This is a genomic window from Mycobacterium malmoense (genome assembly GCF_019645855.1).
In the GTDB taxonomy this organism is placed as follows: domain Bacteria; phylum Actinomycetota; class Actinomycetes; order Mycobacteriales; family Mycobacteriaceae; genus Mycobacterium; species Mycobacterium malmoense.
Genome location: NZ_CP080999.1, coordinates 829,883 through 842,928 on the forward strand (window position 1 = coordinate 829,883; position 13,046 = coordinate 842,928).

14 protein-coding genes and 1 pseudogene are annotated in these 13,046 nt (G+C 62.6%); 8 read left to right on the forward strand and 7 right to left on the reverse strand.

All coding sequences use genetic code 11. The features are described from left to right. Positions 1-118: 118 nt before the first annotated feature. Positions 119-385 (reverse strand): hypothetical protein, encoded by a 267-nt coding sequence (locus K3U93_RS03870; RefSeq protein WP_083009283.1) that lies wholly within the window; start codon positions 383-385, stop codon positions 119-121. 72 nt (positions 386-457) lie between these two features. Here K3U93_RS03870 and K3U93_RS03875 point away from each other — a divergent pair, with 72 nt between their 5' ends. Then, positions 458-724: a hypothetical protein gene (locus K3U93_RS03875; protein WP_139796754.1), complete on the forward strand. Its 267-nt coding sequence runs from the start codon at positions 458-460 to the stop codon at positions 722-724. 224 nt (positions 725-948) lie between these two features. On the opposite strand, the gene K3U93_RS03880 is transcribed toward K3U93_RS03875, so the two are convergent. Then, entirely contained in the window at positions 949-1,167 is a 219-nt protein-coding gene (locus K3U93_RS03880; RefSeq protein ID WP_083009286.1) for an AbrB/MazE/SpoVT family DNA-binding domain-containing protein, read from the reverse strand. Positions 1,168-1,337: 170 nt separating this feature from the next. Here K3U93_RS03880 and K3U93_RS03885 point away from each other — a divergent pair, with 170 nt between their 5' ends. Together K3U93_RS03885 and K3U93_RS03890 are read left to right on the forward strand one after the other, a co-directional pair. Continuing rightward, positions 1,338-1,583: a hypothetical protein gene (locus tag K3U93_RS03885; RefSeq protein WP_139796755.1), complete on the forward strand. Its 246-nt coding sequence runs from the start codon at positions 1,338-1,340 to the stop codon at positions 1,581-1,583. Positions 1,584-1,605: 22 nt separating this feature from the next. After that, positions 1,606-1,965: a type II toxin-antitoxin system VapC family toxin gene (locus tag K3U93_RS03890; RefSeq protein WP_230981574.1), complete on the forward strand. Its 360-nt coding sequence runs from the start codon at positions 1,606-1,608 to the stop codon at positions 1,963-1,965. Here the strand turns inward: K3U93_RS03890 and K3U93_RS03895 are convergent. Next, positions 1,898-2,335 carry a helix-turn-helix transcriptional regulator gene (locus K3U93_RS03895; RefSeq protein WP_254893541.1) on the reverse strand — a complete coding sequence of 146 codons (438 nt, stop codon included), beginning with the start codon at positions 2,333-2,335 and terminating at the stop codon, positions 1,898-1,900. The genes K3U93_RS03890 and K3U93_RS03895 overlap by 68 nt on opposite strands. A gap of 651 nt (positions 2,336-2,986) precedes the next feature. Here K3U93_RS03895 and K3U93_RS03900 point away from each other — a divergent pair. Beyond that, complete coding sequence (locus K3U93_RS03900) at positions 2,987-4,165, forward strand: hypothetical protein (protein ID WP_083009288.1); 1,179 nt, start codon at positions 2,987-2,989, stop codon at positions 4,163-4,165. Between the two features lie 561 nt (positions 4,166-4,726). On the opposite strand, the gene K3U93_RS24690 is transcribed toward K3U93_RS03900, so the two are convergent. The 3 genes and pseudogenes from K3U93_RS24690 to K3U93_RS03915 all read right to left on the reverse strand — a co-directional run bounded on the left by K3U93_RS24690 (position 4,727) and on the right by K3U93_RS03915 (position 8,240). Continuing rightward, complete coding sequence (locus K3U93_RS24690) at positions 4,727-5,149, reverse strand: DUF6431 domain-containing protein (RefSeq protein ID WP_230981575.1); 423 nt, start codon at positions 5,147-5,149, stop codon at positions 4,727-4,729. A 500-nt stretch (positions 5,150-5,649) separates the two neighbouring features. Continuing rightward, positions 5,650-6,249, reverse strand: a pseudogene (locus K3U93_RS25575) (PE family protein); the annotation flags it as partial. 1,193 nt (positions 6,250-7,442) lie between these two features. Next, positions 7,443-8,240: a hypothetical protein gene (locus K3U93_RS03915; RefSeq protein ID WP_338156883.1), complete on the reverse strand. Its 798-nt coding sequence runs from the start codon at positions 8,238-8,240 to the stop codon at positions 7,443-7,445. Between the two features lie 409 nt (positions 8,241-8,649). Here K3U93_RS03915 and K3U93_RS03920 point away from each other — a divergent pair, with 409 nt between their 5' ends. Together K3U93_RS03920 and K3U93_RS03925 are read left to right on the forward strand one after the other, a co-directional pair. Further along, the gene (locus K3U93_RS03920; protein WP_230981576.1) at positions 8,650-9,339 is read left to right on the forward strand and encodes a TetR/AcrR family transcriptional regulator; all 690 of its coding nucleotides are present in this window, start codon (positions 8,650-8,652) and stop codon (positions 9,337-9,339) included. Positions 9,340-10,487: 1,148 nt separating this feature from the next. Beyond that, entirely contained in the window at positions 10,488-11,066 is a 579-nt protein-coding gene (locus K3U93_RS03925; protein WP_071508754.1) for a TetR/AcrR family transcriptional regulator, read from the forward strand. A gap of 26 nt (positions 11,067-11,092) precedes the next feature. Here K3U93_RS03925 and K3U93_RS03930 read toward each other — a convergent pair whose 3' ends face one another. After that, a complete protein-coding gene (locus K3U93_RS03930) occupies positions 11,093-11,386 on the reverse strand; it encodes a putative quinol monooxygenase (RefSeq protein ID WP_083009293.1) in 294 nt (97 codons plus the stop codon). A gap of 904 nt (positions 11,387-12,290) precedes the next feature. On the opposite strand from K3U93_RS03930, the gene K3U93_RS03935 reads away from it, so the two are divergent. After that, positions 12,291-12,533, forward strand: a complete 243-nt coding sequence (locus K3U93_RS03935) for a hypothetical protein (RefSeq protein ID WP_071512902.1) — start codon at positions 12,291-12,293, stop codon at positions 12,531-12,533. Further along, complete coding sequence (locus tag K3U93_RS03940) at positions 12,530-12,874, forward strand: type II toxin-antitoxin system PemK/MazF family toxin (RefSeq protein WP_083009295.1); 345 nt, start codon at positions 12,530-12,532, stop codon at positions 12,872-12,874. The genes K3U93_RS03935 and K3U93_RS03940 overlap by 4 nt, the downstream gene beginning before the upstream one ends. Positions 12,875-13,046 lie beyond the last annotated feature (172 nt).

The window sequence follows — 13,046 nt, forward strand, 5'->3', positions numbered from 1 at the left end:
GTGGGCCGGATTTCCTTTGGCCGCTGTCTCTCTCATGGCTCAGCCGAGCGAACAGGCTGTGTTGATTGGCTCCACGCGATTTTTTGAGCACCCACCAAAGCCGGGATTGGATAGCGCCTCAACTTCCGGTGAGGACGTCGGGCCCGAGGTAGCGGATTATCGGGGTGTCGCCGTCGAGGTCCCACAAGATCAGATAATCCTGGACGGATTCGGGGACGGTGATGGCCCATACGCTGCCGGGACGGATGAGGCGTCGGCGAACCGCGGGATCAGTGGGGTCAACTTCGATGCGGTCGAGCCATTCGTCGACGCGTGCCGCAAGGGTGGGATTGCTTTCGTAGAGCCTGACCAGCTGGTCGTAAGGCTCGGGATCCATCTCCAGCACAAGGCCCAACGATACCTCATCTGCCCCAATGCCCCAATTGCATTGGTGGGGTTGTGGGGTTATGATGCCGACATGGCATCCGTAGTCATTGAAGTGGACAGCAGACGTCGGATCAGCCTTGGCAAGCTAGGCCACCACGATACCTACCTGGCAACCGAACAGTCCGATGGAACGATCGTACTGGAACCAGCCATTACCTTGACTGCGGCTGAGCACGCTTATCTCCGTAACACGCAATTGCAACACCAGATCGAGGACAACCGGGCTCATCCCGAGCGCCGCCGGCCCAGGCCTCCGCGTGACACGGCACGCCTTGGGGCACCATCATTGGAAAACTGATCGACAAAACAAGCCGAGCTCAGCGCCAAATCCTTTGCGCTGCAACGTTGCCCGCCGTTAGCCGTTTGTGACGCCGTGGTCACGGATACGTCCGCCCGATCACTGTGAAACTGCCCCTTGCCGAAGGGCGCAGCGGAGCACTCAGTATTAGCCATGGAGGCGGCCACCAGTGGCGGAGAACGCGACGCAGAGCACAAGGCAGGACAAACGACCGACGCGGACACCTAGAGCAACTCACCGCCGACGGGTTCGCCATCGAGCCAAACCCTATCCTCATCCGTGAGGTCGGCTGAGGCGTCGCACTGTGACAGGAGCTCGTCGAGGGTGTAACGCGGACGCGTCTGCGGTTCCACTATCAAGTGACCGGCATCGACCGACAGGCCAACCGCCGACCCGGCGTGCAGCCGCAGCATGTCGAGCACCGCGGGCGGGACCGCCAGCATGACCGAACCCCCACCGTCCGAAGCTTGGCTGTAAACATGTCGCTACCTCCCGATCGAAGTTTCATTTCGGTACGGCGCGATCTGGGTGCTGTGCGGCCGGCGCGCGGCGCGTGTGCATGGCTATACGGAAGCGCATGACCACATGCATCTGCGCATGATATGTTGTAATTATGCCTAAGACTGTGCAGATTCGCGACATCGACGACGAGGTATACGCCGGCTTGGCGCGACGAGCCGCAGAAGACGGGATCACGGTTCCCGAGCTGTTGCGTCGTGAAGCCACTCGCTTGGCGGCTCGCCCGTCGATCGCGGAATGGCTACGCCGCACTGGCCGCCGCCCATCGCAGGTCTCGACCACCGCTGTCCTGGCCACCCTTGACGAATGGCGTGGCGAGTGGCCTGATGCTCGTCGTTGACGCGTCATGCTTGTTTGAAGTCGTGGCGGATACTCCGAGGTCGGCGGAGATCGCGGCGCGGCTCGCGACGGATACCGATCAAGCGGCCCCCGAGATCGTCGATGTCGAGGTGCTCGGTGTGATCCGCGCCCAGTACCTGGGAGGCTGTCTCGACGGAACGGCCGCCGGGCAGGCGGTGGCCGACCTACGCGACTGGCCAGGTGAGCGGTTTACTCACCGATGGATGCTCGACCGGGTGTGGCAACTGCGGGATTCCGTCCGTGGATGGGATGCGTTCTATGTCACCCTTGCCGAGGCGCTGGACGCAACTCTGGTCACGCTGGACGGCAGGCTTGCGCGCGCGCACGGCCCGAAGTGTCGGATCGAAGTGCTCGGCGCTTAGCGGTCTCGCCCGGAAGTTCGTCGGGGCGCTGTTGGCTGGGCGTCGAGACTGCGGTGGTTGCGGCGCCCGAGGCGAAAAGCTGAGCCGTGGGCGCAGGCTCGATGCCACCAGCGCAGACTCGGCGCCACCGGCGTCTGGTCACAAACCCCGACGAACTTACGGACCAGACCACTTGGGCGGCGTCGATCCGAATCGTGAGTCGCCCTCCGCGCGCGCGGGCGAGTCTTTCGAGAAGTTTGACTGTCGGTGTGCGGGCGCCCGTTTCGATCGCGGCGATCGCTGACTGCGTTGTTCCCATTCGCCGTGCCAGCTCTGTTTGAGTTAGGCCGGCGGATTCACCTGCGCGACAGGCTGTTTCGGCGAGTTGCATCGCCAGCTCCGCTGCCGCATAGGCTTCATCGAACGCTTCGCGCTGGTCAGGGCCGAGTTCGTCGATCAGCTGCTGGCGTCACTGGTGGTAATCGCTCATCGGCTATCTCCGCGGTAGCGGCTGCAGGCTAGATTTGCCGATTCGTCCTTATCATGACAGCCGAGCGCGCGAGCTTGCGGTGACTCCGATGTGGCTACTTTGTGGTCGTTGGGCGATTGTGGCGATCGAAGCCCTGGTGTCCAGTCAGTACTTGACCTGTTTTGATGCGGCGCGGTCAGCGGTCACGTGGATGCCCCCGTTGGGGGATCGCCCGGCTGGAAGAACCGCCCGGTGATCAACTCCGCTCACCGCCGAACGGTTCAAGTCGTCTGGTAAGAAACCGCTCCTTCAGGTTGGACGCGGTATCCCATCGCTTTCGTTCTGTAATTTTCGACTTAAAATACCCCGGCGGGCTGCTGAGTTTGCTACCGCATTGCCTGCCAGCTGGTTTCCAGTGGGTTTTCGGGATGCGGTGGTTGCGGGCCATCGAGGCCTGCGCTCAGATCCGCGAGCGTCCATCGAAAGTCACCAGCTCTCAGATTCCTCTCAGGTAGGTTTCTGAAACATCGTTATGGAACGTCGTTCTATCGACTACCGCAGGAAGGCTCGCAGATGAAACGTAAGCAGCACACGATGAAGCACGATCGCCGGTCGCCCACCCCGACGACACGCCGCCGCAGCAGCGCAGTCGGCCCTGGCGCCGCCGCCGCTTTTTCCGCTGCAGCTCGCCCCATCATCAGTGCCGGCGTCGTTATGGCCGGCGCCGGCATGATCGCCCTCACTCCGGCGACACTGCCCCGCCCGCACTTCGAGGTGCCCAACATCCAGGTGCCGGCCATCAACCTCACCGCCGCAGAGGATCTGGCTGCTGCTGCCTTCGACCCCACCTTCGGCTGGGAGTCGGTCTTCGAGCAGACTTCCACGAATCTATCGACACTTAGTCAAGAGTGGCTGGCGGCCCCGGCCCCGCTCCTGCAGCAGGTGATTACTAATCAGCTCGGCTACGCCAACATGTACGGCCTCGCGTTCAATGACGTTGCCAAGGGTTTGTATAACTTCATCACAGGGGATGGCGTGGGTAATCTTCAGTGGTCGGTCGCGATGGCGGCCAAGGATCTGTTCGCGGGCAATCTCTCCGGCGTGTTCTCGCAGCTCAGCTCAATATATTTCAGTGGAGCGCTCAGCGTCCTCGAGCCACTGGAGAGCTTGCTTCCTATCCCCGTCGAAGAGACGCAGAACTTAGCGAACTTGGCCGACGCGGCATTCGGGAGTATCGGCTCGCCGGTGGCGTCACTCGCCCTGCAGCTTGTCGAACTGCCGCAGGGGCTATTCGCGGTGGTGGGCGATAGCGCTCAAGGTGTCCTCAACGGGATAACCGGCGGGAACCCGCTGGAGGCACTTACCGCCGTCCTGGATACTCCCGCCAATCTGGTGAACGCCCTACTCAACCTCTATCCAGGCGTGTACGGAGAAGGCACCTTTGACGGCATTCTCCAGCCAGGTCATATTGCTTCACTTTTGTTGCTGACCCTGCCCCAGACGCTGGCGACGTCCATAGGCTGGGAAGGACCGAGCGGCAGCGCGGCGGCTGCCGGACTGGCAGTACCCGATCTCGCCGCGGCGCTGGGTGCCGGCCCGTTCTCCGACGCTGCCGTGGCGCTGAGCGGATTGTCGGGCGAGCTCCCTGCCGCCCTCGCGGGGCTGGGCGCCGGCCTTGCGAGCGCACTCCCTGCCGGCCTCGCAGGGTTGGGTGTGGACCTCGGTATGATATTGACCGCTTTGATTCCGTGAGTCCCATGGAAGTCCGTCACCGCGGCAGGTGACAACGTCAGCAGTTGGCCCCCTTCACTGAGGGGGGCCAACTGTTTTCCGCCTGCGGCCTCGCACGCTGACCTGTTGGGCGGCGCCCTCGACGAGCAGGCCGCTCATCGGGGTTGGCGACACGGCATCAGGTTTCCCCACTGTTGCGCGGCACTTTCGATGACGATGATGCCGTCGCTGAAAATGATGACGGAGATTTGGCCGTTCGCGAGCAGCGTGACGCGATGTTCGGCGAGGTGGCGCGGTCGTTGCTGTGATGACGGCATGATCCTGCGTAGCCGGTGACGACGAACGGCTTGGGGGCCAAGATTGACGCTGCACCGCGGCGGCCCGCCGCAGCGAGACCCCCGGGGCCGACGTTCCCGGGGGACATGACGTAGCCAGCCCGGCGGGGCGAGCAGCCTGCCGAGGGTAAAGATGCCGACCATGGTCCACGGCAGACCGGTAAACCCCAACCGGTGGCGGTCCCAGCGTGCGGCGGCGCCGAGCACCGACAGGGTGTCACAAAGTTGGTTGCCGGCGAATCGGAGCTCAGCTAAGGCGTCGGGCGCTACCTCGATCAGTCGCTGTACACCGCGCTGGAACATCCACCGCAGGTGCGCGGGTGCGGCGCGGCATAGCCCAGCGCCGCACGGTCGATTCGGGCCGGTGCAGCCGGGCGGCAATGCGTCGATACCCCAGACCGTTAGCCTTATGCAGCAGCGCATCCCCGATCACCGCTGTGGTGTCGACGTGGCGCACCTGAAACGCCGTCGGCAACGCGACGTGAGTGGATTCGCAGGCCAGGCAGCGCACCCGCCTGGGCTGTAGCGTCACCGTCGCCGTGCCGTGCGAGCGGACCGTGCGGTGCCGTCCGAATCCCCACTTGGCGAGCCGGCCATCGCATCGTGGACAGCGCAGCGTCCCGGCGGCGAGATTGTCTTCGACCAACTCGGCGGTCCGGGCGACGATCACAGCTGCAGTCGACGGTCATGGTCCACCAGTCTTGCCTACCACAGCCAGACTGCGACAGAGGTCAGTTCGTGTTGGGGACAACATATTTCGGCACCAATCGTCACAGTTAATGACGATCAGGGATTCGACCGCCACCATGCACACGATCCGCCGGGCGCTCACCAGGCGGGTCGATTTTCATGTGCACGCTAATGATGAAGACGAACACCATCCCATGTAGCACTCCATCGGCATCACCGGTTACTACCAAGCGCCTCGTGGTCGTCATCCAGAGAGACGGTCAACACTCGTTCGGGAGTCGCCTGGCATCGATGTGATCACGGTCGATCACGACCGAGCTGTTGACCAGGCGTGTCGCGGGCGCGACCTCAGGTTGGGGGGCGCGGTCGCCGCAAAACGTGATGGCCTCTGCACGCCGTGGCGCGCAGAGGCCATCACGTCGAAGGGGCTAGATATCAGTCAGCGGGTGGGGTGTACGGAGACCCGTTGGGGCCGACCGTGCCCGGCTGGCCGAAGAGCCCTCCGATACCGAAAGCCCCGCCGCTACCGCCAAGGCCAGCGGCCCCGGTGCTCACCGGCGCACCGCCGGTGCCACCCATACCGCCGTCGCCGCCGTTGCCGATCAGGATCCCACCGATACCACCGATACCGCCGGCACCGCCGCGGCCGCCATTATGGATGAAGGTCCCCCCCGTACCGCCGGTGCCGCCCTCACCGCCGTTGCCACCGTTGCCGAACAGCCAGCCAGCGTACCCGCCGCTACCGCCGGTACCACCGCTGTCAGCGGTGATACCGGTACCACCTACACCGCCGTCGCCGCCGAGCCCACCGTTACCGAATAGCCAGCCTCCGTCGCCGCCGGCGCCGCCGGTACCACCGCCGCCGTTGGTGACATCGAAACCCTGTCCGCCGATACCGCCGTCGCCGATCATGCCGGCGTTACCGCCGGCCCAGCCGGCAGTGTGGGCAGCGGTGCCGGCCGCGCCATTGCCACCATCACCGAACAGAAAGCCGCCGTCGCCGAGGTTGCCGAAGTACCCGGTTTGGCCGAACAACGTGGTGTTGGTGCCGGTAAATCCGTTGACGCCGTTGCCGATCAGATCGCGGCCGAACAAGTCGACGAACGGTGCGTTAATGACCCCATCAACGTTTTGACCGACCGAGCTGTTGATCCACGACTCGCCCATCGCGTGGAGGGTGGTGTAGAACGTCTCGTATGCCCCGTAAATGAACTGATCTTGCGCCGCCGCCGGATTAGTCAGCACACCCGCAGCCGCGGAGCCAATACCACCGAGATCGGCAGCCGCGGTGCTGATATTGAGGCCTTCCAGAGCGGCCGCGCTGGCGGTGATTCCATTGTTGATGCCGTCAAAGGCGGGAATGCTCAGCGCGCCGACATCCAAAGCGGCGGCGCTGGTGTTGATGCTGCTAGTAATGCCGTCGAAGGCGACCGCCCCGGCGCCAAGGCCATCGATGGCAGCGCTGCCTGCGTTAATGCCCTCGAGGGCGGCGGTGCTGGCGGCCGAGATCACGGGCTGGATGATCGGGTCGATGATCATGTCGAGTACGCCGGCGTGGGCGGTCGGCGCGGTCGCCATTGGAGTCATTGCAGCAGTGAAAAAGGCCCCAGCCGCCGTACCTAGCCCAATCACGCTGCTGCGGCGGCGTGTCGTCGGGGTGGGCGACCGGCGATCCTGCCTCGTGCTGTGCTGCTTACGTTTCATCTGCGAGCCTTCCTGCGGTAGTCGATAGAACGACGTTCCATAACGATGTTTCAGAAACCTACCTGAGAGGAATCTGAGAGCTGGTGACTTTCGATGGACGCTCGCGGATCTGAGCGCAGGCCTCGATGGCCCGCAACCGCCACATCCCGAAAACCCACTGGAAACCAGCTGGCAGGCAATGCGGTAGCAAACTCAGCAGCCCGCCGGGGTATTTTAAGTCGAAAATTACAGAACGAAAGCGATGGGACACCGCGTCCAACCCGAAGGAGCGGTTTCTTACCAGACGACTTGAACCGCTCAGCGCTCAGCGCTGCGCGGAGTCGACCCTTCAGCAGCCAACGGTGCGGCGGGTGTGACCACGTCAAGGCCGGGGTAGGAAAACCCCAAACTGCATGAGCCGCAGTTCATTCGCCCCTATGCCGAGTTGGCGACCCTTACAGCACTTTTGGTCGACTCGGCACGCGCGCGCAAAGACAAGGGCTTGGCTGGAGTTCCTCATGGCCTATATGCAGGACTCGCTTTGGACGGGCCGCCATGCTGTTTTCACCGTCGATCTCCTTGGTGCCGTGCTAGGAGGCGCGGCTCGGTGGCCTTAGCTGGCCTGTCGACGGGGGGTGTTGGGGATCGTGGCCTGGCGCACTCGTATTGGACTGGGAGCCAAGGTCATTGGGTGCCTGTAATGCCCGGGGCGTGCCACGGCTAGCTGTCGCACGGGCCGGGCCGTTTTGCGCTGCTGGAGTGTTGGTGAGGACGCGGGCGGCTGCCCAGAGGGGAGGAACGCAGCGCCAGCGATCCAGCAGCGACCATGCGGTGATGATCCGCGATGAGTGCTCTGGCGGTTGGGTGGCCAGCAGCCGCGGGGGTGGTGCCGAGCGGCTCAGCTGAGGCCAGGTCGCCCCCACCGTGGTCCGCAGCCAGGCGAGATTTGCCAGCTTTGATACCGCGCCGGCGTCCCAGCGCACGACCAGACCGTCGGTGGCCAGGTGACCCCATCGCGCGGTCGGCAAAATGTGGCGGCGCCGGGCTGTCGGCAAGACCACCGCGTGCGTGGCGGGCAACTCGCCGGCAATTAACACGTCAGCCAGAGCGGCGCCGTTGATGTAGGAGGTGACGCTGTCAGTGGTGATCAGCAGGGCCGGCTGAGTGGCGGGTTGGCGGCTGAAAGCCCACGCGCACGGGATGCACAACCGGCGCGACCCAAACGGCCAAGCGTCAATGCCGGCGAACTTCTCGGAGACGATGCGCGCACTGCTGACCGTCGGGCCGTGCTGGCCGCATCGCCCGCAGCGGCCAGTGCCCGGTGAGGATGCGTGTAGCGAGGGCCGACCGGCGACGACCCACGCCGCGGCGGCTGGATCAGAAAGCATCGGGCGCCACAATAGGGCCGAAACCGCTGCCACCATCGGCTGTGAAAATAATAAGAGCCTCGTATAGATGGCAAGGACCGCTGGGGCAGGCACCCCGATGGCAATTTCCTGCAATGCAGACATATATAGTCTGAACAGCGTTGAACGAGCTGCACGTGCAAGCCTGCAACGATCTTCCCGCACCAGGAAGACCCCGTGGCATCGACTCCCGAGAGACTTTTCAGCGTGAAGTACTGTCCATGACCAGGCACGTTTGCCAACTTCATACGTCATACGACAATATCCGTATGTTTGTGCTTGCAATAGTTTGCTTTATCCGAACATGATAGAACGATGTTTCAGTGTGTAGCACCCAGCGCAACCTTCCTTAAGGTTATCTCAGCAAGCAACTGTCGGGCGGAGCTGCAGGTTGCGCGTTGCCGCCATGCCGCTTTCGGCGTCCCCGCGTTCGCGCGATCCACCGCGTGAACGCCCACAAGTCGACCGGTCTCAATCCGCCGCCGTTCCCTTGGCAGAGATGACCAGCAGTCAACTGAAACGGCGAGCCAAGATCATCGATGCGGTCACCGACCTGATCGGCGAGGCCGGCGCCGATGCGGTGCAGATGCGCGACGTGGCCCAGCGGGCGGGAGTGGCACTGGCCACCCTCTATAAGTACTTCAGCTCCAAAGAGGACCTCTTGGTGGCGGCCCTCGCGGGCTGGCAAACGCGGGTGGTCCAGCCCATCGCGGGCGCCGCCGAAACGACCGGACAGGATCTGTTGTCCAGCATCGTGGACTACTTAGGGGCCGCCCTGCGCGCCTCTTATGTTGACCCCGAGATGACCGCGTTGGCCCTGCGCTTGACGATATCCACCGAGCCCACGGCGATGGCGGCGATGCACCAGATGCTACAGACGAACGCTGGGTTTTTAAATCGCCTTGTCGATGTTGTTGCGCCGGAGGAGCTTCCGCACGTCGCTTTCGGTCTCAGCGCGGCGTTGACCGGCTCGCTTATCGGATTGCTCACCGGCAGAATGACTTTGGAGGCTTCGCTAAGCCATGTCGAGTGGCTCGCACGTGTCCTGCTCGGCGACGTACAGCCGCGCACGCGAAAGTAGGTTGGCAATGTTTCGCGTCCATGCCCGATCAGCGCCTCGATCATCTCGCACGCCACGTCATCGGGCCTCTCAAGTGACCACGGTCGGGCACACGCCGCGGCGGTCACAATCCCTGCTGTGCCCACGTATCGATCGAAGGCTGCCTGGCCATCGTGTTGCCCGCCCTGGCCGTCAACCGCCTCGAACACCAAACCGGTTGGAGCATCAAGAAGTTCGTCCGCAACCCTGCCGCTGCCGCACCATCACGATCCAAGTCGGCGGCTAGCCGCAGACTGCCGCCGACAACCCCGCCAAGCTCCAGGCCGCGAGTGGGCGCTTCAGGTTGATAAAAGTCTGGACTGAATTGCGAAGAGTTTAATGGGGCCGACGCTTTGAATCGCAAGTCGAGGTTTTGGATACCCATGTAATTTGTCATTGCGGCGATTCTTTCGCTGTCGGAGATTGACGAGTCGTGTGCCGTTATTCGGGCGCAGTATCACGTGCGAACAAGGAATCGCGGCGAGGATTACACCGGGATGCCACGGCCTCTACAAAGTGAAACACTGTTCTATTAACTTAGAGTAATTTGCGGTGCTAGCTGCGACAACACGCAATCATCCGAGTCCATAATGTTTCAATTCGTCATCAATCGCTGAGCGTTCGGGATCGTCGAAGGGCCCACAAGCCGATTGGCCCCAAGATTTGGGGCACACTGCCCTGTCCGACTCCTGGCAAAGACGCAGTTCAACGCTCTGCGCTCCGGTACTCGGCCGTGGAGCGGCCTCGGCCGGATTTGAACTCCGCTTCCAATTGTGAGATTAGTTTGGGGTGTCCATGTGATTTATTGTTACGGCGATTCTTTCGCTGTTCGGAGCGCTGGCGAGTCATGTGCCGTTATTTGAGCGCAGCGTTACACGCGAACAATGAATGTCGGCCCTGATTACACAGGGGCTGCCACGGCATCGACAAAATTGAATCGTGGTTCTACCCCTGTCGTGCGTATTATCTCGCACGCATTAGTAAACCTTGTCAGAGCATCCCGATCGGGGTCGTCGGCCCGAGCTGGAGGTGGCATTGTCAACGCGTCGCCTTCACACTCGCCGCTGCCACACGATGCACCACGTGAATGCTCCCAAATCGACCAGGCCCAATCCGCTCCGTTGACAAAGATGACCAGCAGTCAGCTGAAACGGCGAGCCAAGATCATCGATGCGGTAATAGCCCTGATCGCCGATGGCGGTGCCGAGGCGGTGCAGATGCGCGACGTGGCTCAGCGATCGGGAGTGGCACTGGCCACGGTCTATAAGTACTTCAGTTCCAAAGAGGACCTGTTGGCGGCGGCCCTGGACAGCTGGCACCAGCGGGCGATCCGGCCCATCCTCCACGCCGATGAGCCGCCCGATCAGGACCGGTTGTCCGGCATTCTGGACTACTTGCGGCGTTCACAGCGCGCCTTTCGGGTCGACCCCGAGATGAGCGCGTTGACGGTGCAACTGGCGGTATCCACCGAGCCGGGGGCGGAAGTGGCGATCGACCATATAATAGGAACGAACGCCGAGATTATCGATCGTCTCGCCGATGTTGTTGCGCCGGAAGATCTTCGGCATGTGGCTTTCGGTCTCAGCGCTGTGTTGACTGGTTCGCTGATCGGGTTGCTCACCCGCAGACTGACTTTGGAGGAATCGCTCGGCCATGTCGAGTGGGTAGCGCGTGTCCTGCTTGGCGACATCCAGCCGCGCACAAAGTAGTTTGACGTTGCCTAACCCGAGCCTCGTCAGACGTCGGTGGTGACGTATCTCGTCTTGACCGGAGGCGCGGCGAGCAGCAGAGGGAGCTCCGTCAGTCGACCTTCGCCGGCACGAAATTTTCGGTAGGCCTCGTCGTGCTCGACCGTCTCCCAGAGTTCGTTGATAATCCAGTGCGCTTCGTCGTCCTGGTCGACGAGCACGTCGGTACCGAGGTTGCCGGCGAACGCCCGGGTATCTTGGAGCGCCCTGCGCATGATGTCGCGCGCCGCAGGGACCGCTTCGGGCTTGAGCCTGAGTTCAAGTAGCACCGTGACCGGCATCGTCGTCTCCTCTGATCGGGTTCCAGAGCCCCGCATGCGGCGGTGATCTCAAGTGGCTGCCACACGATAACCACGCCGTCAACGCACCACGGTGCTGACCCCACCGCGCGGGGCGGTCGTGCTACGGCCGTGCACTGAAATCGGCTGCAATGGTGTCTTTCGGCTGAACCCGTCGGGACCAGACGAAGACGACGGTCAGGCGGTGTCAAGCCCGCGGAAGTCATCGAGGTTGCGCGTGTAGGGCGGGAGATCGGCGGTGGCGGCGAACAGCGAATCGACGGCTCGGGCCCATGTGTGCTTTGCTCCCCCATCGCGACGATGTAGAACCGGCAGTGGGTCGCTTCGCGTCCGACCCGTTAAGCCCCAACCACGGGAGCGCAACTACCGAGGCGTTTCTCGAATAACGCCATCGCCAGTTGCACTTTGGCGGTACGTCTAAAGGCTCATGCGCCTGGAAGCGTACGCAGGACCGCTGGCGATGGAGTCCGTCAGAATCGTGACATCGATGACAGTCCCGTCCCGCTTATAGCGGTAGCCGTAGCCATCACTTGTTTCGACTTCGTCGAGTCCGCAGCCTTGCATTCGGTACCCCTCTCCGGCGTGGTGCGCAGCAACATGTCCCAGGCCTGCAAATCACCGCGCGTGATTATCCGACGATCGTCCTTGACTCGACGAATCCAATTCCGTGAGATGCCTTTCCAGTTCGCTTCGGTCAACCGCAGGTGCTATTCCAAGTCGTGTGTGAACTCGACTGAGCGCCTGTTGCACCTCTCGCTGCAAGACATCACTGAATCGATCTTCGGCACGTTGATGATGCATGCGATCGTCTTGACCGCTATCTAGTCATACGATCTGTATCCCAGTTCAGTATGCTAATCAGGCATACTGATGCTATCCTGGACACATGGCTGAGGTGACGACGATCAAGGTGTCCAAAGTACTGCGGAACAGGATCGCGGCTGAAGCCGCCGACGAGGGGCTCACCGCTCAAGCATTTCTCCAGTCACTGATCGATTCCCATGAACGCAACAAACGCCTAGCGGCGGTGGCCGCCGCCTACCGCGAGTCTTCTGACGAAGACTTAGAAAGCTGGCGTGAAGAAACCGAAGACTGGGCCGCTGCAGACGCCGATGGCCTAGGGCGGTGACCGATCTCAGCCCGGGAAGCGTGGTCTGGGTGCGGCTCGACCCCACTGTGGGCAGAGAACAACGCGGGACGCGGCCCGCGGTCGTCGTCGCATCCCGCGGTTATCTGGCGGCAGTGCCCGAACTTGTCATCATCGTTCCCGCTACCACTCGGGATCGCGATTGGGCGCACCATGTTCGGCTCACCGGGCCGCGACTGCGGCTGCCGAGACCGACGTGGGCGATGACCGAACAACCCCGCACGATCAGCCACGCGCGAATCACCGATCGGGCCGGCAGCGTCGAACCAGAATGTATGCGCCAGATTGCGCGCTGGATCGACGATTTCCTGCATCACGCATAGCAATTCGCACCTACATCCAACCTCCTAGCCGCGAGAGTGCAACTACCGACGCGTTTCTCGAGTAAGGCCGTCGCCAGCTGCAGTCTGGCGGCATGTCCAAAGTCGACCGGTCGAGAAACAAGCGATTCGATGCAAAGGCGCTCTGCGGATCGGCCGTGCCGAATCGGCCTGA